The organism is Streptomyces sp. NPDC048612, from assembly GCF_043199295.1.
GTDB lineage: Bacteria > Actinomycetota > Actinomycetes > Streptomycetales > Streptomycetaceae > Streptomyces.
In genome coordinates, this window is sequence record NZ_JBICVV010000025.1 from 98,301 (window position 1) to 120,397 (window position 22,097).

The window sequence follows — 22,097 nt, forward strand, 5'->3', positions numbered from 1 at the left end:
GTTCGGTGGACAAGCAGGACGGCCGTGCGGCCGGAGAACCAGGGGCCCTGCGGCTCGACGACCCCTGGTACGACGCCCTCGCCTCCGGGTGGGGCGAACTGGCCGACACGGTGGAGGCAACGGGCGGGCGAGGCGGGACACAGCCGCCCCCGTCGGCACCGGGACAGCGGTCCGTGCCGCACGGCGAGGTGTATCTGGCGGTGCAGCGAAGCGCGGCCTTCCAGGAAGTGCGCCGACGGTACCGACGGTTCGTCCTGCCCGGCACGGTCGTCTTCCTGGGCTGGTACCTCGCCTATGTGATCGCTGCGATCGCCGCGCCGGACCTCATGGCCCATCGCGTCGCGGGCGCCCTGAACATCGCGATGCTCGCCGGGCTCGGCCAGTTCGTCACCACGTTCCTGCTCACCTGGGCGTACGCGCGCCATGCCCGGCTGCGCAGGGACAGCGCGGCGCTCGACATCCGCTGGGAAACCCAGGAACTGACCGGAGGGAACATCCGGTGACCGGTGACCACCAGACCCTTGCGCTGCTCCTGTTCAGCGTGTTCATCGCCGTCACCCTGGCGATCACCACATGGGTGAGCCGCCGCAGAGGCGGCTCCACCGAGGAGTTCTACGCGGGCGGAAGGCTCTTCTCCCCCATGGAGAACGGTTTCGCCATCGCGGGGGACTACATGTCCGCCGCCTCCTTCCTCGGCATCTCCGGGCTGATCGCGCTCTTCGGATACGACGGCCTGCTGTACTCGGTCGGCTTCCTCGTCGCCTGGCTCATCGTCCTGTTCCTCGTCGCCGAACTGGTCCGCAACTGCGGCAGGTTCACCCTCGCCGATGTCGTCGCCGCCCGGATGCGGGAACGCCCCGTCCGCATCGCGGCCGGCACGGCCTCCGTCACCGTGTCAGTGCTCTACCTGGTGGCGCAGATGGTCGGTGCCGGCAGCCTGGTCGCCCTGCTCGTGGGGGGCGCGGGCCAGCAGGCCCGTACCTGGATGGTGATCGGGGTCGGCGCCCTGATGGTGGTCTATGTCGCCTTCGGCGGTATGCGGGCCACGACCTGGATTCAGGTCGTCAAAGCCGTACTCCTTCTGGGCGGCGCCGTCGCCTTGACCGTCCTGGTACTGGTCCGCTTCCACGGTGACATCAACCAACTGCTGAGCACCGCTGCTGAACGCAGCGGGCACGGCCGAGACTTCCTCGCGCCGGGCCTCAAATACGGCGGCGACTGGACCTCACGGCTCGACTTCATCAGCCTCGGCATCGCGCTCGTCCTGGGCACGGCGGGGCTGCCGCACATCCTCTCCCGCTTCTACACCGTCCCCACGGCGCGTGCCGCCCGCCGCTCCGTCGTCTGGTCCATCGGTCTGATCGGCGGCTTCTACCTGATGACCATCGTGCTCGGGTTCGGTGCTGCCGCAGTACTCGGCAGCGATGCCGTCCGGGCGTCCAATACGGCAGGCAACACCGCTGTGCCGCTGCTCGCCCTCGATCTGGGAGGCGGCGCCGGTTCGACTGGAGGGGCGGTGCTGTTCGCCGTGGTGGCCGCTGTCGCGTTCGCCACCATCCTGGCCGTGGTCGCCGGCATCACGCTCGCATCGTCGGCCTCCGTGGCGCATGACCTGTATGCCTCACTACGACGCCCGCGAGGTACGACGCAGGACGCTCAGCGCGCCGAGGTCGCCGTGGCACGTATCGCGGCGGTGGCCGTCGGCGCGGTCGCCATCGGCCTCGCCCTGCTGGCCCAGGACTTGAACGTGGCCTTCCTGGTGGGGCTGGCGTTCGCCGTCGCCGCGTCGGCCAACCTGCCGGTCCTGCTGTACACCCTCTTCTGGCGCCGCTTCACCACCCGGGGCGCGGTGTGGTCCGTCTACGGCGGTCTGATCCCTGCGATCACCCTGGTCGTCCTGTCACCGGTGGTCTCCGGCAGTCCGGAGTCACTCTTCCCCGGACTGGACTTCGCCGTCTTTCCGCTCGACAACCCCGGTGTTGTGTCGATCCCGCTGGGCTTCTTGATGGGCTGGCTGGGAACCGTGCTCTCCCCGGAGACCGCCGACAAGGCACGGCACGCGGAAACGGAGGTACGGGCGCTCACGGGGGCGGGGGCGGCTTAGGTCTGTTTACCCGCAGGGGTGTTCACGTGGGTGATCTGAGGGCGGTGGCCGGCATGCAAGTGCGGTGTGGCGGTGGTGTTGGCCGTACGCACGCCGCCTGCCTCCGTGCGTCCCTGCTGAGGGCTCAGACCCACTCGTAGCGGTGCTCGGGGCGGCCGGTCTCGCCGTATCTGAGCGTGAGGCGCACCCGCCCGGCGCGTTCCAGGAGCTTGAGGTAGCGCTGGGCGGTCTGCCGACTCAGCCCCGCCTGCAGGGCGACGTCCTGTGCGGACAGTGGGGCATCCGCGGAGCGCAGTACCGAGCGGACACGGTCGGCAGTGGCGGTGGAGTGTCCCTTCGGCAACTCTGCTGGCCCGGCGTTGGCGGCTCCCAACGTCCCGAAGATCCGGTCCACTTCGGACTGCTCCGCCTGCCCGCCGCCCGCAAACGTGCGGTGCAACGCTGCGTAGCTCTCCAACTTGGAGCGCAGGCCCGCGAAGGTGAAGGGCTTGACCAGGTACTGCAGAGCTCCGTGGCGCATCGCCGCCTGTACGGTGGCGATGTCGCGAGCCGCGGTTACCATGATCACGTCGGTGAGCAGACCGCGGCGTCGAAGCTCGCCGACCAGTTGGAGCCCTGTTCTGTCGGGCAGGTAGTGGTCCAGGAGGATCAGGTCGACGGGGTGCCTCTCAAGGACGGTCAGGGCCTCGCCGGCGGTGTGTGCCAGGCAGCTGACGCGGAATCCCTCGATTTTGGCGACGTAGGCCGCATTGATCTTTGCGACGTGCACATCGTCGTCCACGACCAGTACATCGATCATCGGCCGGCCTCCGTGGCACCTTGGGGACGGCGAGTGCCCGCTGCGGCACGTGCGGTGGTGGTGCGGGTGTCGTCCGTGATGCTGTTCTGTGGGTCTGCCCCACGGGGCTCGGGAAGCTCGTCGGACAGTGCGTCGGGCACCGTGACGGTGAATACCGCACCGCCACCGGGGCGCTCGCTGACCTCGGCGCTGCCTCCGTAGCGCTCGGCGAGCTGGCACACGAGTGCCAGGCCGATACCGCGCTGCCCATGGGCGGGCGGCTCCTTGGTCGTCCACCCTTCGGTGAAGATTTCCGCGCGGCGTTCTTCGGGCACGCCTGGTCCGTTGTCGCTGACACGCACGACGGCAGTCCGGCCTTCAGCGCGGATCTCCGCCTCCAGTTGGGCGTCGCGTTCACCCGATGTCGCATCCAGGGCGTTGTCGACGAGGTTGCCGAGGATGGTGACCAGGCTGGCCGGATCGACGAGACGGTCGGGCACGTGTGTGTCGGGGGAGATGCTCAAGGACACGCCGCGCTCGGTGGCGACGGTGGCCTTGCCCACCAGAAGGGCGGCGAGCAGGGGATCGTGGATGCGCTCGGTGACTTGCTCGGCGGTCGCGCGATGGACGCCCACCGCCTGCGTCACGAACTCCACGGCTTCCTCGTACAGCCCGAGTTCCAGCAGACCGAGCAGCGTGTGCAGCCGGTTGGCGTGCTCGTGGTCCTGGGCGCGGAGGGCATCGATGAGGCCGCGGGTGCCGTCCAGTTCGCGGCCCAGCCGCTCCAGTTCGGTGCGGTCGCGCAGGGTGACCACGGCACCACCGTCATCGGTCGGCATGCGGTTCGCCACCAGGACCCGCTGGCCACTGACGGCCAGCAGGTCTGGCCCTGAGGCATGACCGGCCAGAACATCGGTGGTGCGGCCGGGTGGGAGGACTTCTTCCAGGGGGCGTCCGGTGTCCTCGGTGCGGAGGTCCAGGAGGCGCTGGGCCTCGTCGTTCATGAGCCGGATACGGCCGTGTCTGTCGAGCGCGAGGAACCCCTCGCGGATGCCGTGCAGCATCGCCTCCCGCTCCGCGACCAGCGCGGAGATGTCGGAGAAGGCCAGGTCGTGGGTGCGGCGCTGGAGACGGCGGGAAACGAGATAGGCGGCCAGTGCGCCCACGGCGAGTGCCCCGCCTGCGTAGGCGAGCAGCTGGGGAACGGTGGAGAGCAGCCGTTGCTGCACGCTCTCGTACGCGATGCCGACGGAGACCGCGCCCACGATCTTGCCGGCCTCGTCACGGAGCGGGACCTTGCCGCGCGCGGACCGGCCGAGGGTTCCCTCGTCGATCTGCATGACGTCCTGGCCGGAGAGCGCGGCGCTCGGGTCGGTCGACACGTGCCGCCCGATCTCATCAGGGTCGGTGTGGGACCAGCGCACACCCCGCTTGTCCATGATCACGACGTACTCGGCCCCGGTGGCGGCGCGAATTCTCTCCGCCTCGTTCTGCACAGGCCCGTGACGTGTCGGGCGGGACGACTCCAGGGCGTCGTCGAGGTGCGACTCCGCCGCGGTGGTCTGCGCGATGGCGAGAGCGCGGCGCATCGCCTGGTCGTCCAGCTGGGTACTGAGCGGAGCGAGGAACAGGCCGGTCGCCAGCGCCGTGACGCCGGTGGCGATGGCCAACTGCACCATCAGGACCTGGGCAAACACGCGCCGTGGCCAGCCCAGCCGTGGCCGCGCGCGGCGCAGCCTTCCGGTCGCGGGCTCATTGCCTGCCGCGACCGTGGACTCGAAGGCGGGGCGACGGCCGGCCGTGTGCGAGAGGCTGCCCGGCTGGCCGGTAGTGGCGCCGGGGGTCGGGGTGTCGGCGGGAAACGGTGCCGAGCCCGAGGGCTCTGGGCCGCTCGGGCGTGGAACCGACGCTTCCTTTTCGCCCATACGAACGAACAGTAAGCGCGGTCGTGGCCGCACGGTAATCCCTGATGGAAGGAATTCGGAGGGTGTCCGGGCGGCGACTCGGACGTGACTCCGCCGGCCCCGGGCCTGATGACCTGGGCCGAATCCGGGCCCTTGCTGCTGTTGCGACCCCCTGTGCCGGGTTGCCGGTCCCGCCGCGCCGTTCTCGACCTGCCTATCGGCCGGAGAGCGCTCGTCGTAGCGAAGGTGCAGGTCAGGTGCTGGTCAGCAGGCGACGGGGAAGTGTTGGGAGGGTTATCCACAGGCCTTTTGGGTGCGGAGTGTGCATGCCTAACCTCGCATGTGAAACCGGATAGGCCCTGCGCCGGGCGGTGGGAAGCCGCCCGGGGCAGGGCGAGGCATGCGGTGCGAGCGTGGGAAGGAGCGGTCAATGAGGTCAACGGGGGATGGCTGCGGGGCGTGGCGGCGGTGGTGGAAGGAGCCGGGTGGGATGGGGTTCGGCCGCCGAATCGGGGCTGTACGAAGTCGCCGCAGCTGGACAGTGCGTTTCGCTTGCCGCCTCACCTGGTCATGGGACGGTCCCGTTCCGCCGGACGGCACCGATGCGTCAGCCCGAGGGGCCGAGGAGAGGCACAGCCACCGGCTCCAGAGCAGCCATCGAGCCGGCAAGCGCGCGGGCCCGGACCGGTCGCGTGCAGCGGAACCGGAGGCTGACGACGAGCGCGGCGACCGCCGGGGGAAGCCCGCGAGGTCACCTAGTGGCGGCCGAGAGCGCCCCGTGAAGCATGTCGTTCGCCGCGGAGACGGAGACAACCGCCATACGCGCCGGTGGACCGAGCGGCGCACCACAGCTAGCGGGCGCCGCAGCACCGTCGGCCCGCTGTTCGACGGTGACCCGCCAGGAGCGCCCGTCCGAGTGCGCGACGGTAACGGCCCAGGCAGGGGAGAGCCCCGCAGCCGCCGTGCTGCCGGTCGTCCAGCCGTCGGCCGGCTTGGGGTCGGGCCACATCGCGTCGGTCCGTACGACGTCGAGTGCGTCCGCCCGGTCCTCTCCGATCAGTCGGCGGACCGCAAGGTCAGCGGCCTGGCCCGGCCGGTCCCAGGCCGAGCGCCCACGGCAGTGGTCGCCCGCGATCCGGCCGTCGCGCGCCGCCTCCACAGCCTCCTTGACCAGAGGGGCGGAGGCGCGTCCGTAGGCGTAGCCGTAGGGGAGGACGAAAAGGGTGGGGGAGAAGCGGTGACCACCGATGTGGGTGACCTCCCAGACCTCGGTTCCACCAGTGGCGAGTTCGGCAGCGAGCGGGCGGCCGAGCAGGGCGCAGCATCGGTCCCGCTTGCCGTTGGTGCACACCAGGACCAGCGGCTCACCGATGTACGGCTCCCAGAGGCCGTGATGCTCTCCCGCGCCGAGGGCCGTGAAGTCCAGGTCGAGGGCTGCCCGCGGGTCGCTGACGCTCGCCGTGCGAATCCAGGAGCGGCCCGGGGCGGTGTGCGCGAGGAACAGGCGTCGCCTGGAGGTGCCGTGGCAGTCGGCGTGGCGTCCCGGCCTGCGGATCAGGGCGACGCGCACGCCCGTTCCCTCTGCTGCGGCTTCGAGGGCCCGGCCGACGTCAGGGTCAAGGTGACTGTTCGTCAGTGCATGGGCTCCCCAGGGGCCTGTCTGCTCGATGAGCAGCCAGGTCCGGGCAGGCGCCGCGGTTCCGGCGAGAGATTCGGCCGATTCACGGGAAGCAGTGGCGCAGGTAGTCACATAGGTGAGCCTAACCTCATTCGTCCGGAGCGGGTTTTCGGGTGTGCCTCAAGAGGGCGATGACGGGAGGCGAGCGCCTGGGCATCGGCTGGCGCCACTCCCGTCGGAGGCCCGGAGATGCGATGGCGCCATGCCGATGTGGGGTGGTGTCGGGGTTGCCGCCGTGTCGTCCGTGCACCCGCCGGCCGGCGGTCACGGCAGCGGCTGTGGCGGGCGGGGGCCGTGGTACTGGCCGCTGGGACGCATACGGAGAGGGCGTTCCGCGTATTCCTCCAGGGCGTGGGCGATCCAGCCGGCCGTGCGGGAGACGGCGAAGACGGTCTCGCCCGCCTCGGCCGGCATGCCTGTCGAGACGGTCAGTACGGCCAAGGCCAGGTCGACGTTGGCGTGCAGGTCGGCGTGCCGCGCTGTCGTGGTGATCACTTGACGGGCGGCCTGCAGCGCAGGGCGGGCCTGCGGTACGTCCTCCAGGAGCTGGAAGAGGGTGTGGGCGCGTGGGTCCTCGCCCGTGTAGACGCGGTGACCGAGGCCTGGTACCTGGCGGCCTGCCCGCAGGTGGTCGGCGACAACGGCGGCCGCACTGTCCCGGTCCAGTACCTCCCGCAGCATCCGATGCGCGAGCCCGCTCGCCGCGCCGTGCATCACGCCATCGAGTGCACCGAAGCCGGCCGAAACGATCGCGTACGGATGGGCGCGGGCGGAGGCGGCGACCCGGACCGCGAGGGTCGAGGCGGCGAGGTCGTGGTCGATGAGGAGGACCAGGGCGGCGTCCAGCACACGGAGTGCCGCGGCGTCGGCTGGTTCTGCCGTGAGCCGTGACCAGAGGCGTGTTGCGAGTGAGTCGCCGGCGCCTGGCTCGGGGGCGTGCGACGGCAGGGCGTCGACAAGGGTCGGGATGAGGGTGCGTGCCGTGTCGATGACGGTGTTCTCGGACAGGTCGAAGCGCAGGGGGTCGGCGGCCGCGGCGGCGATCACGGCGACCCGTAGCCGGTCCATCGGTCCGCTGTGGGGCGGCAGGGCCTGCATGGCTCGTCGGGCGGCGGACAGCGCGTCCTGTGGTGCCGTGAAGCGGATGCCGGGCCGCAGTTCACCGGTCCACAGCCACTCGGCGACCTCCTCGTAGCTGTAGTGGGCGGCGAGTTCCGAGGTGTCGACGCCGCGGAAGTAGCAGTGGTTGCGGTCGATCAGTGTGATGCCCGTACGGACCGCCAACTCGCTACCGGAGGAGGAAGGCTCGCGGCGTCCGGCACGGCGGGCGAGCGCGTCGACCTCCTTCGCGTCGAAGGTGCTGCCGCGACCCCCCGGCTCGCGGCGGCTGGTCAGCTGGCCGCGGCTGACGTAGGCGTACACGGTCTCCGGCTTCACGCCGAGCCGGTCGGCCGTCTCCCGGGTGCTCAGTCGCTGCCCGTCCGCTTCCTGCGCTGCTTCTCGATCCGCCATGAGGTCACCGTATCCAGGCTTATCCATATTGATTCAATCAACATTGACAAGTATTGAGTCAAGCATGGACAGTCGGATCAATATTCGAGTGAGAAAGAGCAAGGAGACCAGCCATGACCGCCAAGGTGAAGGCACCTATCGACGCTCCGCGGGGGCTTGCGGGCGTCATCGTCACCGAGACCCAGCTGGGCGACGTCCGGGGCGCCGAGGGCTTTTACCACTACCGCCAGTACTCCGCCGTCGAGCTGGCCACGGCCCGCACCTTCGAGGACGTCTGGTACCTGATGTTCCACGGGGAGCTGCCCGATGCCGCCCAGCTGGCGGCGTTCAAGGCCGAGACCGCGGCCCTGCGCACACTGCCCGCGGAGGTGCGTGAGGCGCTGCCCGCCCTCGCCCGTGCCGGTGCGCTCTCCGGCCCGCTCGCCGGGCTGCGCACCGCGCTGTCACTGCTCGGTGCGACGGCGGGATTCCGGCCGCTGTACGACCTCGACGCCGGCCGCCGCCGTGCCGACGCGCTCGTCGCCTGCGCTGCCGTACCCACCCTGATCACCGCGCTGTACCGGCTCGGCCAGGGCCTGGAGCCCGTCGAGCCGCGTGCGGACCTCGGCCACGCGGCCAACTACCTCTTCATGCTGACCGGTGACGAGCCGGAGCCGGAGCGGGTCCGGGCCATCGAGGCGTATCTGATCTCCACCATCGACCACGGCTTCAACGCCTCGACGTTCACCGCACGCGTCATCACCTCCACCGGTGCCGACCTCGCGGCCTGCCTGGTCGGTGCCGTCGGCGCGCTCTCCGGCCCGCTGCACGGCGGTGCGCCCAGCCGCGCCCTGGACATGCTCGACGCCATCGGCAGCCCTGACCGCATCGACCCCTGGATTCGCGACCGCGTGCGGCGCGGCGACCGGATCATGGGGTTCGGGCACTCCGTCTACCGCACCGAGGACCCGCGCTCCCGGATGCTGCGCGGTATCGCCGAGCGGTTCGGGGGCCCGCTGGTGGAGTTCGCCGTCCAGGTGGAGGCGAGGGTCGAAGAGCTGCTGGCCGAGCTCAAGCCCGGTCGTGAGCTGCACATCAACGTGGAGCTCTACGCGGGTGTCGTCATGGAGCTGTGTGGACTGCCGCGCGAGATGTTCACGCCCACCTTCTGCGCGGCCCGGGTCGTCGGCTGGAGCGCCAACATCCTGGAGCAGGCCCAGGATTCGAAGATCATCCGCCCCGCGGCCCGGTACGTCGGACCGCCCCCGCCGCAGCCGCTGCCCGTCGTCGCGCCCCGCTAGCCCAGGAGGCGCCAGGGGCGGGTGCCGGGCCGGGCCCGGGCGGCGGCGGTCCGTTACGATCGACAGCTCGTCCGCCGCCGGTCCGTGCGGCCCGCCACCCGCACCATGGAGGGGCCCCTTGGCCACGCAACAGATCCCGGTCGTCGTGCTCGCGGGCTTCCTCGGGTCGGGCAAGACCACCCTTCTCAACCATCTGCTCGGCACCAGCGACGGCACCCGGATCGGTGCGATCGTCAACGACTTCGGCAGCATCGAGATCGACGCCATGACCGTCGCCGGGCAGGTCGACTCGATGGTCTCGCTCGGCAACGGCTGTCTGTGCTGCGCGGTCGACACCAGCGAGCTGGACACCTACCTGGAGCGGCTGGCCCGCCCCGCCGCCCGGATCGACGTGATCGTCATCGAGGCCAGCGGGCTGGCCGAGCCGCAGGAACTCATCCGGATGATCCTCGCCAGCGACAACGACCGGATCGTCTACGGCGGGCTGATCGAGGTCGTCGACGCCGCGGAGTTCGACGACACCCGGGCACGCCATCCCGAACTGGACCGGCACGTGGGCATCGCCGACATCGTGGTGCTCAACAAGGCCGACCGCATCGGCGACGCGGCGCGGCAGTCACTCATGGACACGCTCGCCGGCCTCGCCCCCGGCCGCCCGGTGATCTGCACCGCCTACGGGCGGGTCGATCCCGAGCTGTTCTTCGACCGCGGCCTGGGCGCGGACCACGACGCGGCCGTTCGCCAGCTGTCCTTCGAGGACCTGCTGCGCGAGGCTGCGGCGAACGGGGCGCCCGGCCACGACGCCGGCGACAACTGCGGTCACCCCGGTACCTGCGACCACCCCGGTACCTGCGACCACCCCGGCCACACCCACCACGCGGGCCACCTCCACACCGCCTACGAGAGCGTGGAGTTCACCTCCGCCGAGCCGATGCACCCGCGTCGCCTCATGGACTTCCTCGACAGCCGCCCGGCCGGCCTCTACCGCATCAAGGGCTTCGTGCACTTCGACGTACCGGAGAGCCGCCAGAAGTTCACGGTGCACGCCGTCGGTGACTTCCTGCGCTTCTACCCCGCCCCGTGGCCCAAGGACGAGGAGCGGTGCACCCAGCTCGTCCTGATCGGCAGTGGCATCGACGCGCCGGCCCTGCGCAAGGAGCTGGAGAACTGCCGGGAGAGCACACCGCCGGAAGCCGATCCGAACAGCATGTGGGGCGTGCTGCGGTACGTGGCGGCCCGCGAGGAGGCGGAGGACGACTGACGCCGCCGGGCCGGTTCTCCACCGGCCCGACGGCGTCGGTCACCTCGCCACTGCGGCGGCGGTTACACCGGCCCCGCCAGCGTCGCCACCGGCTTCGTCAGCGGCACTCCCGAGCCGTCCCGGCGCGGGTCGGCCTCCGGCAGCTCGACCGGATTGCCCTTGGCGTCCGCGGCCCGCACCGGAGCCGGCCCGGCCCACGCCTGCGTCAGACAGTCCTCGCCCTTCAGGAAGCGCTGGCAGCGCACCCCGCCGGTCGCCCGGCCCTTGCGCGGGTACTGATCGAACGGGGTGAACTTGGCCGTCGCCACCGAGTCGTCCAGCGTGCCGTGCGAGCCGGCGACCGTGAACACCATGGCGTCGGCGGCCGGATCGACCGCGGCGAACGAGATCACCTTCGCGCCCTCGCCCAGCTTGATGCCCGTCATACCGCCCGCCGGCCGGCCCTGCGGCCGCACCTGGGACGCCGGATAGCGCAGCAGCTGCGCCTCGTTGGTGATGAAGACCAGATCCTCCTCTCCAGTGCGCAGCTCGACCGCGCCCACGATGCGGTCGCCGTCCCTGAGGGTGATGACCTCCAACTCCTCCTTGTGGGAGGGATAGTCGGGCACCACCCGTTTGACGACACCCAGTTCCGTGCCGAGTGCCAGACCCGGCGAGGACTCGTCCAGCGTGGTCAGGCAGACCAGCTCCTCGCCGTCCTCCAGGGTGAGGAACTCCGCGAGCTGCGCGCCACCGGAGAGGCTGGGCGCCGCCGCGGTCTCCGGGAGCTGCGGCAGATCGATCACCGAGATCCGCAACAGCCGGCCCAGGGACGTCGCCGCCCCCACCTCGCCGCGGGTCGTCGCCGGCACCGCCGAGACGATCACATCGTGCTTGACGCGCTTTGCGTCGACATCGAAGGGCATGTCCCCGGTGACCGTCCGCGCCAGCAGGCCGGTAGAGGAGAGCAGCACCCGGCACGGGTCGTCGGAGACCTCCAGCGGCACCGCGCCGACCGAGGTGCCCGCCGACTCCAGCAGCACCGTCCGCCGGTCCGTGCCGTACTTCTTCGCGACCGCGGCCAGCTCGCCGGAGACCAGCTTGCGCAGTTCGCTGTCCGACTCCAGGATCTGCGTCAGCTTCTCGATCTCGTCCTTCAGCCGGTCACGCTCCGACTCCAGCTCGATACGGTCGAACTTGGTCAGCCGGCGCAGCGGGGTGTCGAGGATGTACTGCGTCTGGATGTCGCTCAGCGAGAAGCGCTCGATCAGCCGCTCCTTGGCCTGTGCGCTGTTCTCGCTGGAGCGGATCAGCCGGATGACCTCGTCGATGTCCACCAGGGCCGTCAGCAGGCCCTCGACCAGGTGGAGACGGTCGCGCCGCTTGGTCCGCCGGAACTCGCTGCGCCGGCGCACCACGTTGAAGCGGTGGTCGACGTAGACCTCCAGCAGCTCCTTGAGGCCCAGCGTCAGCGGCTGGCCGTCCACCAGCGCGACGTTGTTGATGCCGAAGGACTCCTCCATCGGCGTGAGCTTGTAGAGCTGCTCCAATACGGCCTCGGGGTTGAAGCCGTTCTTGACCTCGATCACCAGCCGCAGGCCGTGCTCGCGGTCGGTGAGGTCCTTGACGTCCGCGATGCCCTGGAGCTTCTTCGAACCGACCAGGTCCTTGATCTTGGAGATGACCTTCTCGGGGCCGACCGTGAAGGGGAGTTCGGTGACGACCAGGCCCTTGCGGCGGGCGGTGACGTTCTCCACCGTGACCGTCGCGCGGATCTTGAACGTGCCACGGCCCTTCTCGTACGCGTCCCGTACGCCGCCGAGACCCACGATCCGGCCGCCCGTCGGCAGATCGGGACCCGGCACGAAGCGCATCAGCGTGTCGAGATCGGCGTTGGGGTGCTTGATCAGATGGCGGGCCGCGGCGATGACCTCGCCGAGGTTGTGCGGCGGCATGTTCGTCGCCATACCGACGGCGATACCGGAGGCGCCGTTGACGAGAAGGTTTGGATACGCGGCGGGGAGGGCGACCGGTTCCTGCTCCTGGCCGTCGTAGTTCGGCGCGAAGTCGACGGTCTCCTCGTCGATGGACTCCGTCATCAGGGATGTCGCGGAGGCCATCCGGCACTCGGTGTACCGCATCGCGGCGGGCGGGTCGTCATTGCCCAGGGAGCCGAAGTTGCCGTGGCCGTCCACCAGGGGCAGCCGCATGGAGAACGGCTGTGCCATGCGCACCAGGGCGTCGTAGATCGACGCGTCGCCGTGCGGGTGGAGCTTACCCATCACCTCGCCGACGACGCGGGCGCACTTGACGTAGCCGCGCTCGGGGCGCAGCCCCATCTCGTTCATCTGGTACAGGATGCGGCGGTGCACGGGCTTGAGGCCGTCGCGGGCGTCCGGCAGGGCGCGCGAGTAGATGACCGAATACGCGTACTCGAGGAAGGAACCCTGCATCTCGTCGACGACGTCGATGTCGAGGATCCTCTCCTCGAAGTCGTCCGGCGGCGGGGTCTTCGTGCTGCGGCGGGCCATCGCGGCTGCGGCTCCTTCTGCTGCGTCTACTGCCGAGGTCGGGGAGGCGACATCGGAACAACGGTCAACCAGTCGGGTCAACCAGCTGGGGATCGACCCGCGAGTATGTCTGAGTCTGACGCGGACCATTGTGGACCGCCGCACTGACAACGCCGACCGCGACTCCCCCTTCGGCTCCCGAGGGGCCGGGTGCGCGTACGTTCGGGCCCTGGTCGGAGGGGAACTTCGCCAGATGCCGACGCGCTTGCATACAGTGACAGAACTTCCTCGCAAGCGGATCGAAGGGACGTACATGCCCATGGGTCACACGGCCACAGAACAAGCCGGCTCCGGCGGCCTGACAGCAACCGAGCACCGGCTGGCCAACGGCCTGCGCGTGGTGCTCTCCGAAGACCACCTGACCCCGGTCGCAGCCGTCTGCCTGTGGTACGACGTCGGCTCCCGCCACGAGGTCAAGGGCCGTACCGGCCTGGCTCACCTCTTCGAGCACCTGATGTTCCAGGGGTCCGCGCAGGTGAAGGGCAACGGCCACTTCGAGCTGGTGCAGGGCGCCGGCGGTTCGCTCAACGGCACCACGAGCTTCGAGCGCACCAACTACTTCGAGACCATGCCCGCCCATGAGCTGGAGCTCGCGCTCTGGCTGGAGGCGGACCGGATGGGCTCGCTGCTGACCGCGCTCGACGAGGACTCCCTGGAGAACCAGCGCGACGTCGTCAAGAACGAGCGCCGCCAGCGCTACGACAACGTCCCCTACGGCACGGCCTTCGAGAAGCTCACGGCCATGGCGTACCCCGAGGGACACCCGTACCACCACACGCCCATCGGGTCGATGGCGGACCTGGACGCGGCCTCCCTGGAGGACGCGCGGGCTTTCTTCCGCACCTACTACGCGCCCAACAACGCCGTCCTGTCGGTCGTCGGCGACATCGACCCCGAGCGGACGCTGGCCTGGATCGAGAAGTACTTCGGTTCGATCCCCTCGCACGACGGCAAGCAGCCGCCGCGCGACGGCACCCTGCCCGACGTCATCGGCGGCGAGCTGCGTGAGGTCGTCGAGGAGGAGGTGCCCTCCCGCGCGCTGATGGCGGCCTACCGCCTGCCGCACGACGGCACCCGTGAGGCGGACGCCGGTGACCTGGCGCTGACCGTCCTGGGCGGCGGCGAGTCCTCCCGCCTGTACAACCGGCTGGTGCGCCGGGACCGCAGCGCCGTCGCGGCCGGCTTCGGCCTGCTGCGGCTGGCCGGCGCCCCCTCGCTGGGCTGGCTGGACGTGAAGACCTCCGGCGGGGTCGAGGTGCCCGCCATCGAGCGCGCGGTCGACGAGGAGCTGGCGCGCTTCGCCGCCGAGGGGCCGACCCCGGAGGAGATGGAGCGGGCGCAGGCCCAGCTGGAGCGCGAGTGGCTGGACCGGCTGGCCACGGTCAGCGGCCGCGCCGACGAACTGTGCCGCTACGCCGTCCTGTTCGGCGACCCGCAGCTCGCGCTGACCGCCGTCCAGCGCGTCCTGGACGTCACCCCCGAGGAGGTGCAGGCCGTCGCCAAGGCCCGGCTGCGCCCCGACAACCGCGCGGTGCTCGTCTACGAGCCCACCGAGCCGACCGACGCCGCCGACGACGAGGAAGGGGAGGCGCACCAGTGAGCGACGCCACCACCCACGCCGATTCTCCCGTGAGCACCATGGACTTCCACCCGCAGCCCCAGGGGGGCGCGCCCAAGCCGTGGGCCTTCCCGGCCCCCGACCGCAGCCAACTGCCCAACGGGCTCACCCTGCTGACCAGCCACCGCCCCGGCCAGCAGGTCGTCGCCGTCGAGATCAACCTCGTCGCGCCGCTGGACGCCGAACCCGAGGGCCTGGACGGCGTCGCCACGATCATGGCGCGTGCGCTGTCCGAGGGCACCGACACCCATGACGCGGAGGAGTTCGCCGCCGAGCTGGAGCGCTGCGGCGCCACCCTGGACGCGCACGCCGACCACCCCGGCGTACGGGTCTCCCTCGAGGTGCCGGCGTCCCGGCTGACCCGTGCGCTCGGTCTGCTCGCCGACGCGCTGCGGGCCCCCGCCTTCCCGGAGAGCGAGGTCGAGCGGCTGGTCCGCAACCGCCTCGACGAGATCCCGCACGAGCTCGCCAACCCGGCCCGCCGTGCCGCGATGGCGCTGTCCAAGGACCTGTTCCCGGCCACCGCCCGCATGTCGCGGCCCCGGCAGGGCACCGAGGAGACCGTCGCCCGTATCGACGCCGCGGCCGTCCGCGCCTTCTACGACGCCCACGTACGGCCCGCCACGGCCACCGCCGTGATCGTCGGTGACTTCACCGGTGTCGACCTCGCCGCGGCGCTCGCCGACACCCTCGGCGCCTGGACCGGCTCCACGGCCGAGCCGCTGAAGGCCGCTCCGATCGTCGCCGACGACACCGGCCGGGTGGTGATCGTCGACCGCCCCGGCGCCGTCCAGACGCAGCTGCTCATCGGCCGTATCGGCGCCGACCGGCACGACCGGGTGTGGCCGGCCCAGGTCCTCGGCACGTACTGCCTGGGCGGCACCCTCACCTCCCGCCTGGACCGCGTGCTGCGGGAGGAGAAGGGCTACACCTACGGGGTGCGCGCCTTCGGCCAGGTGCTCCGCTCCACCGCCCCCTCCTCCCCGGAGGGGTCCACGGGCGCCGCGCTGCTCGCCATCAGCGGCTCGGTCGACACCGGCTCCACCGTCCCGGCGCTCGAGGACCTGTGGAAGGTGCTGCGCACCCTCGCGGCAGAGGGGCTCACGGACGAGGAGCGGGATGTCGCCGTGCAGAACCTCGTCGGGGTCGCGCCGCTGAAGTACGAGACCGCTGCGGCCGTCGCGGGCACCCTCGCCGACCAGGTGGAGCAGCAGCTCCCGGACGACTTCCAGGCGCAGTTGTACGCCCGCCTCGCGGAGACCGGCACGGTCGAGGCCACCGCGGCGGCGGTCAACGCCTTCCCCGTGGACCGGCTGGTGACGGTCCTGGTGGGCGACGCAGCACAGATCGCCGAGCCGGTCAAGGGGCTGGGCATCGGTGAGGTGACCGTCGTAGGCGGCTAGTCCCCGCCGTTGGTCCCCGCCGTGTGACGGAAGGTCACATGTCGACGAGGCGGCTCCCGTGACGCACGAGTGTCACGGGAGCCGCCGTATGTCCGGTTTATCTCCGTCGGTGCTCCCGTTCTTGTGGCATCCCGCACAAAAAACCGGTTCTGTTTGCCGATTGAAAGTTGCCCCGTTTAGCGTCGGTCCGGCTGTTCGTCACAAGTCCGCCACAACAGTGGCACCGGGCAGTCATCGCCGAGTCCCCGTACGGCGCGAGCCAGGGGAGCCGGGGACCCATACGTCCCGTGGGGTGAATCGGGCTCCTCTCCGAGGAGGCCGTAGGAGACCTTCCTGCTCCGAACCCGTCAGCTAACCCGGTAGGCGAGAAGGAGGGAAAGGACAAGCCAGCCCATGGCGTTCATCCGTGCCACCGGGAAGCACCGCCGCACGAGCCGTCCCGTCCGGACGACCCGCAACATCGCCGGCATAGCCACCATCGCGGCCGGCGGTGTGGTTGCCTCCGTGGCCTCGCCGGCGCTGGCCGCGACGGACGAGTCGCGCGTCCACGACACCGGACTCCAGCAGGCCGTCGTGCTGGGTGACGAGCTGGCCAACCGGGTCGCCGCGCAGGCCGACGCGCAGCAGGCCGACGCCGAGGTCGCCGCGGCGAAGGCGAAGGCCGAGGCCGTCGCCAAGCGGCAGGCCGACGAGGCCAAGCGGCGCGCCGAGGCCGCGAAGAAGAAGGCCAAGGCCGCCCACGAGGCCAAGGTGCGGGCGGCCCGCGACGCGGAGCGCAAGCGCCTCAACGCCTTCGTCGCCCCCGTCGGCGACTCCTACGTCTCCACCGCCTACAAGGCGTCCAGCGGCCTGTGGTCCTCCGGCAGCCACACCGGCATCGACTTCCACGCCGCCTCCGGCACCAGCGTCCACGCGGTCGGCTCGGGCACCGTCGTCGAGGCCGGCTGGGGCGGCTCGTACGGCAACAACATCGTGATCAAGATGAACGACGGCACGTACACCCAGTACGGCCACCTGTCGTCGCTCGGTGTCTCGGTCGGCCAGAAGGTCACCCCCGGCGAGCAGATCGGCCTCTCCGGCGCCACCGGCAACGTCACCGGCCCGCACCTGCACTTCGAGGCCCGCACGGGCGCCGACTACGGCTCGGACATCGACCCGGTCGCCTACCTCCGCGGGCACGGCGTCAACGTCTGACCCCCTGCCCCTCCGCTGCCGCGCCCCTACGGGTCCCGCGCCGCACGCCGAGCACCTTTCCCGAGCCCCGGTCCCACGACCGGGGCTCCGGCGTTTCCGGCGCCGGGTGGTCCGTACGGATAGCGCCGGTCGGCCGCGACTTCCGGCCAAATAATATCCATGAATAACCCTGGCCCGTCGGAAAAGCCGTGCCGGTCGAATAGGGTCACGGAAAAGCCGCCGACCGGCGGCGTTTCCAGGGGATTACGGCGGAGGCACGGAAGATGCGAGGCCATATTTCCGCGCATGCGGTGTGCACGGCGATTCGCGACGACATCGTCTCCGGTGCGCTGGCGCCGGGGAGCCGGCTGGTCGAGGAGATCCTGGCGGCCCGTTACGGCGTCTCCAGGGTGCCGGTCCGTGAGGCACTGCGCACCCTCCAGTCCGAGGGCTTCGTCACCACCCGCCACCACGCGGGCGCCTGCGTCGCCGAGCCGACCGAGCAGGAGGCCGCCGATCTCCTCGACATCCGCGCCCTGCTGGAGCCGCTGGGCGCCGCCCGCGCGGCCGCCCGCCGCAGTCCGGCCCACCTCAAGGTGCTCCGCGGCCTGGTGCGGCTCGGCCGCGAGCGGGCCCGCCACGGCACCCCCGCGGATCTGCGCCAACTGGACGGCTGGTTCCACGAGACGCTCGCCCAGGCGACCGGCAGCCCCAGCCTGACGGCGCTGCTGACCCAGCTGCGGCGCAAGATCGAGTGGATGTACACGGTGGAACCGCCGCCCCGGGCCGGCGAGTCCTGGGACGAACACGGCGCGGTGCTGGACGCGGTGGCCCGGGGAGACGCGGAGCGGGCGCGCGCCCTGATGGCGGCTCATGTCGAACGCTCGCTTCCGGTGCACCGGCTGCGGCGCCCCGCCGGGACCGGGGTGAGGGAGACGAAACCGCCCGTCAACACGGCACGCGTCCGCCCTTAACAATCGCCCCGTATACAAAGAATCACAAAGAAGCGCAGGGGTGTGGAACGGGCGGCGGAGGTGTGTGAAGGCGCCTTTCTGCTCCGTGTCGCGGAATTCGATGCCTCTTTGTGCCGGTGCCGTGCGCGCTTATGGGTGTGCGCATTTCCCGGCGGATTCCGGAGGGCGCTCGCCCCGGGAAATTCCGTGTGCCTCTTCGCGGAATGCGCATTTGGCGTCCGTATGCGGGGCGCCTGCACCGACCCGCCGTGAACGGCGGACCGTCGTCCGCCGCGCGCTCCAGGTGCCACCACGCGAAACGGCCCCGCCGTGGCAACCGATCGGTCGCCACGGCGGGGCCGTCGCATGCGGCAGGAGTGCCGCCGGTCTCAGACGGTCTCCGGGAGCTCCTCGAGGCCCTCGGCGACGAGCTTGGCCAGACGGTCGAGCGCCGCCTCGGCGCCCTCGGCGTCGGAGGCCAGCACGATCTCCTCGCCGCCCTGGGCGCCCAGGCCGAGGACCGCGAGCATGGAGGCCGCGTTGACGGGGTTGCCATCGGCCTTGGCGATCGTCATCGGGACGCCCGAGGCGGTGGCCGCACGGACGAAGATCGACGCGGGGCGGGCGTGCAGGCCCTCGGCCCAACCGACATTGACGCGGCGCTCTGCCATGGTGTTGCCCTTCAAAGTCGTGACAGTTGTCTAGACCAGTCTCTCACGCTGCCGGAAGTGGTCCACCGGCGCTTCGGCCCGGCCCGTGCGGCGTGGGGACCCAGGGGAGGCCCGGCAGGTCGTACGTCCTCCGGTGTCCCGGCCGGCCCCGCACCCCGAGCGTACGCGCGCCGGGTCGGTTGTCGGTGGCCGGTCGTACGCTGTCCGCATGCAGACGCCGCCGGAGCACGCGTACCCGACCCACTGGGAAGCCGACGTGGTGCTGCGCGACGGCGGCACGGCACGGATTCGCCCCATCACGCCCGACGACGCCGAGCGGCTGGTCTCCTTCTACGAGCAGGTCTCGGACGAGTCGAAGTACTACCGCTTCTTCGCGCCCTACCCGCGCCTGTCCGCCCGCGATGTGCGCCGCTTCACCCACCACGACTACATCGACCGCGTCGGTCTGGCCGCCACGGTCGGCGGCGAGTTCATCGCCACCGTCCGCTACGACCGGATCGACGACCAGGGCCTGCCCGCCAAGAACCCCGAGGACGACCAGGCCGAGGTCGCCTTCCTGGTCCAGGACGCCCACCAGGGCCGCGGAGTCGCCTCCGCCCTCCTGGAACACATCGCGGCCGTCGCCCGCGAACGGGGCATCCGCCGGTTCGCCGCCGAAGTGCTCCCCGCGAACTCCAAGATGATCAAGGTGTTCACGGACGCCGGCTACACCCACAAGCGCACCTTCGAGGACGGCGTGGTCCGCCTCGAGTTCGACCTGGAGCCGACCGAGCAGTCCATGGCCGTGATGCGCGGCCGTGAGCAGCGCGCCGAGGCCCGCTCCGTACAACGGCTGCTCGCGCCGGGCTCGGTCGCCGTCATCGGCACCGGCCGGACCCCCGGCGGCGTCGGCCGCACCGCCCTGCGCAGCCTCCTGGACTCCGGCTTCACCGGCCGGGTGCACGCCGTCAACCACGCCTTCCCCGAAGACCTGCGGCAGCTGGACCCCGAAGGCGTACCGGCCGTACGCACCCTGCGGGAGATCACCGACCCGGTCGACCTCGCCGTCATCGCCGTCCCCGCGGACCGCGTCCCCGACGCGATCCGCGACTGCGGCGAGCACGGCGTCCAGGGCGTCCTGGTCCTCTCCTCCGGCTACGCCGAAGCGGGCCCGGACGGCAGGGAGCGCCAGCGCGCCCTGCTCCGCCAGGCCCGCTCGTACGGCATGCGGCTGATCGGCCCCAATGCCTTCGGCCTGATCAACACCGCCCCCGGCGTCCGGCTCAACGCCTCCCTGGCCCCGCAGATGCCCGGCGCCGGCCACATCGGACTGTTCACCCAGTCCGGCGCCATCGGCATCGCCCTGCTCAGCGGACTGCACGCACGGGGCCCCGGGGACGGCGGCATCGCCGGCATCTCCGCCTTCGTCTCGGCCGGCAACCGCGCCGACGTCTCCGGCAACGACCTGCTCCAGTACTGGTACGAGGACCCGGACACCGATGTCGTGATCCTCTACCTGGAGTCCATCGGCAACCCCCGCAAGTTCGCCCGGCTCGCCCGCCGCACCGCCGCCGTCAAACCGGTGGTGGTCGCCAAGGGCGCCCGCCACAACGGCACCGCACCGCCCGGCCACGCCGTGCCCACCGTCCGGGTGCCCGACAGCACCGTCGCCGCCCTGATGCGCCAGGCCGGCGTGATCCGCGTCGACACCGTCACCGAACTGATCGACGCCGGGCTGCTGCTGTCCTCCCAGCCGCTGCCGGCCGGCCCGCGGATCGCCATCCTCGGCAACTCCGAGTCGCTGGCGCTGCTGGCCTACGACGCCTGCCTGACCGAGGGGCTGCGCCCGCAGCGCCCCCGGGTCCTGGCCTCCGCCGCGACCCCGGACGACTTCCGGGACGCACTCGCCGAGGCGCTGTCCGCCGACGGCTGCGACGCCGTGGTCGTCACGGCCATCCCGTGGGTGGGGGAGGGGGCCGCCGTCTCCCCGGGCGGCAGCGAGGGCGCCGCACTCGCCGACGCCCTGCGCACTGCGGCGACCGCCCACCCGGAGAAGCCGGTCACGGTCGTCCACCTCGCGATGGACGACTTGGCGGAGAGCCTCGCGGCAGCGGGGCCGGCCCCCGCACGGCCGGACGGGTCCGCGGCCCCCGCCCCGACCGAGCCGCCGCCCCACCCCGTGGACCCGGCCCCGGCGCCCCCACGGACCCCACCCGCCCCGTCCCACCTCCTGCGCCCCCCGGCCCCCACCGGTCCGCCGCCCACCCTCGCCGCCCGCCAGGCGACCCCGGCCCGCGACGCCGAGGCGGACCCCCCGCGCCGCCCCCGCCGTCAGCCCCTCCGCATCCCCGCCTACCCCGCGGCCGAGCGCGCCGTCCGCTCGCTCGCCGAGGCCGTCCGCTACGCCGCCTGGCGCCGGGAGGCCGCCGACCCGGGCCGGGTGCCCGAGTACGACGACATCCAGGAGGCCTCCGCCGGCGCCGACATCGAGCGCCTCCTGGACCGGCTCACCCCCGACGCTCCCACCGGCCGCTCCGTCCCGGTGCCACCCCAGGACGCCGAGGCCCTGCTCGCCCGTTACGGCATCCACACCCGCCCCGTCCTCCCGGCGCCCGACCCGGACACCGCCGTCCGCGCCGCCGCCCGCCTCGGCTACCCGGTCGCCCTCAAGACCACCGCACCCCACCTGCGCCACCGCCCCGACCTCGGCGGCGTCCGCCTGGACATCGCCGGCGAGGCCGAACTCCGCCGCACCTACGCCGAATTGACCGACTACCTCGGCTCCCCGGAGGAACTGCGCCCGGTCGTCCAGTCCATGGTGCCGCGCGGCGTGGACACGGTCGTCCGCGCCGCCATCGACCCCGCCGCCGGCGCCGTCCTCTCCTTCGGCCTGGCCGGGGCGCCCTCCCAGCTGCTCGGCGACATCGCCCACCGCCTCATCCCCGCCACCGACCGCGAGGTCGCCGAGCAGATCCGCTCGATCCGCGCCGCCCCCCTGCTGTTCGGCTGGCGCGGCTCCCAGCCCGTGGACACCGCCGCCCTCGGGGAGCTGCTGCTGCGCGTCTCCCGGCTCGTCGACGACCACCCCGAGGTCGTCGGCGTGGACCTCGAACCGGTCGTCGTCGCCGCCCAGGGCCTCTCCGTCCTGGGCGCCACCGTCCGGCTGGCCCGCCCGCCCGCCACCACCGACCTCGGCCCCCGCCGGCTGCCCGTCTACTGAGGCTCTCGCGGCCC

15 protein-coding genes and 1 riboswitch are annotated in these 22,097 nt (G+C 71.6%); of the genes, 9 read left to right on the forward strand and 6 right to left on the reverse strand.

All coding sequences use genetic code 11. The annotated features are described in order from the left end of the window. Positions 1-5 precede the first annotated feature (5 nt). Both ACGFN2_RS30005 and ACGFN2_RS30010 read left to right on the forward strand, forming a co-directional pair. Positions 6-503: a DUF485 domain-containing protein gene (locus ACGFN2_RS30005; RefSeq protein WP_393365670.1), complete on the forward strand. Its 498-nt coding sequence runs from the start codon at positions 6-8 to the stop codon at positions 501-503. Then, a complete protein-coding gene (locus tag ACGFN2_RS30010; protein WP_393365672.1) occupies positions 500-2,104 on the forward strand; it encodes a cation acetate symporter in 1,605 nt (534 codons plus the stop codon). Before ACGFN2_RS30005 ends, ACGFN2_RS30010 begins: the two co-directional genes overlap by 4 nt. Before the next feature lie 124 nt (positions 2,105-2,228). Here ACGFN2_RS30010 and ACGFN2_RS30015 read toward each other — a convergent pair whose 3' ends face one another. From ACGFN2_RS30015 to ACGFN2_RS30030, 4 genes are all read right to left on the reverse strand, one after another. Beyond that, positions 2,229-2,903 (reverse strand): response regulator, encoded by a 675-nt coding sequence (locus ACGFN2_RS30015; RefSeq protein ID WP_393365674.1) that lies wholly within the window; start codon positions 2,901-2,903, stop codon positions 2,229-2,231. Then, on the reverse strand, positions 2,900-4,561 hold the full coding sequence (locus ACGFN2_RS30020; protein WP_393365708.1) for an ATP-binding protein: 1,662 nt from the start codon (positions 4,559-4,561) through the stop codon (positions 2,900-2,902). The genes ACGFN2_RS30015 and ACGFN2_RS30020 overlap by 4 nt, the downstream gene beginning before the upstream one ends. A gap of 976 nt (positions 4,562-5,537) precedes the next feature. Continuing rightward, on the reverse strand, positions 5,538-6,536 hold the full coding sequence (locus ACGFN2_RS30025; protein ID WP_393365676.1) for a sucrase ferredoxin: 999 nt from the start codon (positions 6,534-6,536) through the stop codon (positions 5,538-5,540). 192 nt (positions 6,537-6,728) lie between these two features. Next, positions 6,729-7,976: a citrate/2-methylcitrate synthase gene (locus ACGFN2_RS30030; RefSeq protein WP_393365678.1), complete on the reverse strand. Its 1,248-nt coding sequence runs from the start codon at positions 7,974-7,976 to the stop codon at positions 6,729-6,731. Positions 7,977-8,089: 113 nt separating this feature from the next. On the opposite strand from ACGFN2_RS30030, the gene ACGFN2_RS30035 reads away from it, so the two are divergent. Together ACGFN2_RS30035 and ACGFN2_RS30040 are read left to right on the forward strand one after the other, a co-directional pair. Then, a complete protein-coding gene (locus tag ACGFN2_RS30035; protein ID WP_393365680.1) occupies positions 8,090-9,256 on the forward strand; it encodes a citrate synthase in 1,167 nt (388 codons plus the stop codon). 118 nt (positions 9,257-9,374) lie between these two features. Beyond that, positions 9,375-10,517 carry a CobW family GTP-binding protein gene (locus tag ACGFN2_RS30040; RefSeq protein ID WP_393365682.1) on the forward strand — a complete coding sequence of 381 codons (1,143 nt, stop codon included), beginning with the start codon at positions 9,375-9,377 and terminating at the stop codon, positions 10,515-10,517. Between the two features lie 62 nt (positions 10,518-10,579). Here the strand turns inward: ACGFN2_RS30040 and ACGFN2_RS30045 are convergent, their stop codons facing one another. Continuing rightward, on the reverse strand, positions 10,580-13,027 hold the full coding sequence (locus ACGFN2_RS30045; protein ID WP_393365684.1) for a DNA topoisomerase (ATP-hydrolyzing) subunit A: 2,448 nt from the start codon (positions 13,025-13,027) through the stop codon (positions 10,580-10,582). A 298-nt stretch (positions 13,028-13,325) separates the two neighbouring features. On the opposite strand from ACGFN2_RS30045, the gene ACGFN2_RS30050 reads away from it, so the two are divergent. The 4 genes from ACGFN2_RS30050 (at position 13,326) to ACGFN2_RS30065 (ending at position 18,234) form a co-directional block, all read left to right on the forward strand. Continuing rightward, entirely contained in the window at positions 13,326-14,666 is a 1,341-nt protein-coding gene (locus ACGFN2_RS30050) for a M16 family metallopeptidase (RefSeq protein ID WP_393365710.1), read from the forward strand. 38 nt (positions 14,667-14,704) lie between these two features. Further along, positions 14,705-16,087, forward strand: a complete 1,383-nt coding sequence (locus tag ACGFN2_RS30055) for a pitrilysin family protein (protein WP_362605380.1) — start codon at positions 14,705-14,707, stop codon at positions 16,085-16,087. Positions 16,088-16,312: 225 nt separating this feature from the next. Next, a riboswitch (cyclic di-AMP (ydaO/yuaA leader) is annotated at positions 16,313-16,468 on the forward strand. 12 nt (positions 16,469-16,480) lie between these two features. Further along, a complete protein-coding gene (locus ACGFN2_RS30060) occupies positions 16,481-17,281 on the forward strand; it encodes a M23 family metallopeptidase (RefSeq protein WP_362605232.1) in 801 nt (266 codons plus the stop codon). A gap of 263 nt (positions 17,282-17,544) precedes the next feature. Next, the gene (locus ACGFN2_RS30065; RefSeq protein WP_362605230.1) at positions 17,545-18,234 is read left to right on the forward strand and encodes a GntR family transcriptional regulator; all 690 of its coding nucleotides are present in this window, start codon (positions 17,545-17,547) and stop codon (positions 18,232-18,234) included. A gap of 368 nt (positions 18,235-18,602) precedes the next feature. On the opposite strand, the gene ACGFN2_RS30070 is transcribed toward ACGFN2_RS30065, so the two are convergent. Next, positions 18,603-18,884 (reverse strand): HPr family phosphocarrier protein, encoded by a 282-nt coding sequence (locus ACGFN2_RS30070; protein ID WP_026170334.1) that lies wholly within the window; start codon positions 18,882-18,884, stop codon positions 18,603-18,605. Between the two features lie 208 nt (positions 18,885-19,092). Between ACGFN2_RS30070 and ACGFN2_RS30075 the strand changes: the two genes are divergently transcribed. Continuing rightward, complete coding sequence (locus ACGFN2_RS30075) at positions 19,093-22,083, forward strand: GNAT family N-acetyltransferase (RefSeq protein ID WP_393365687.1); 2,991 nt, start codon at positions 19,093-19,095, stop codon at positions 22,081-22,083. Positions 22,084-22,097 lie beyond the last annotated feature (14 nt).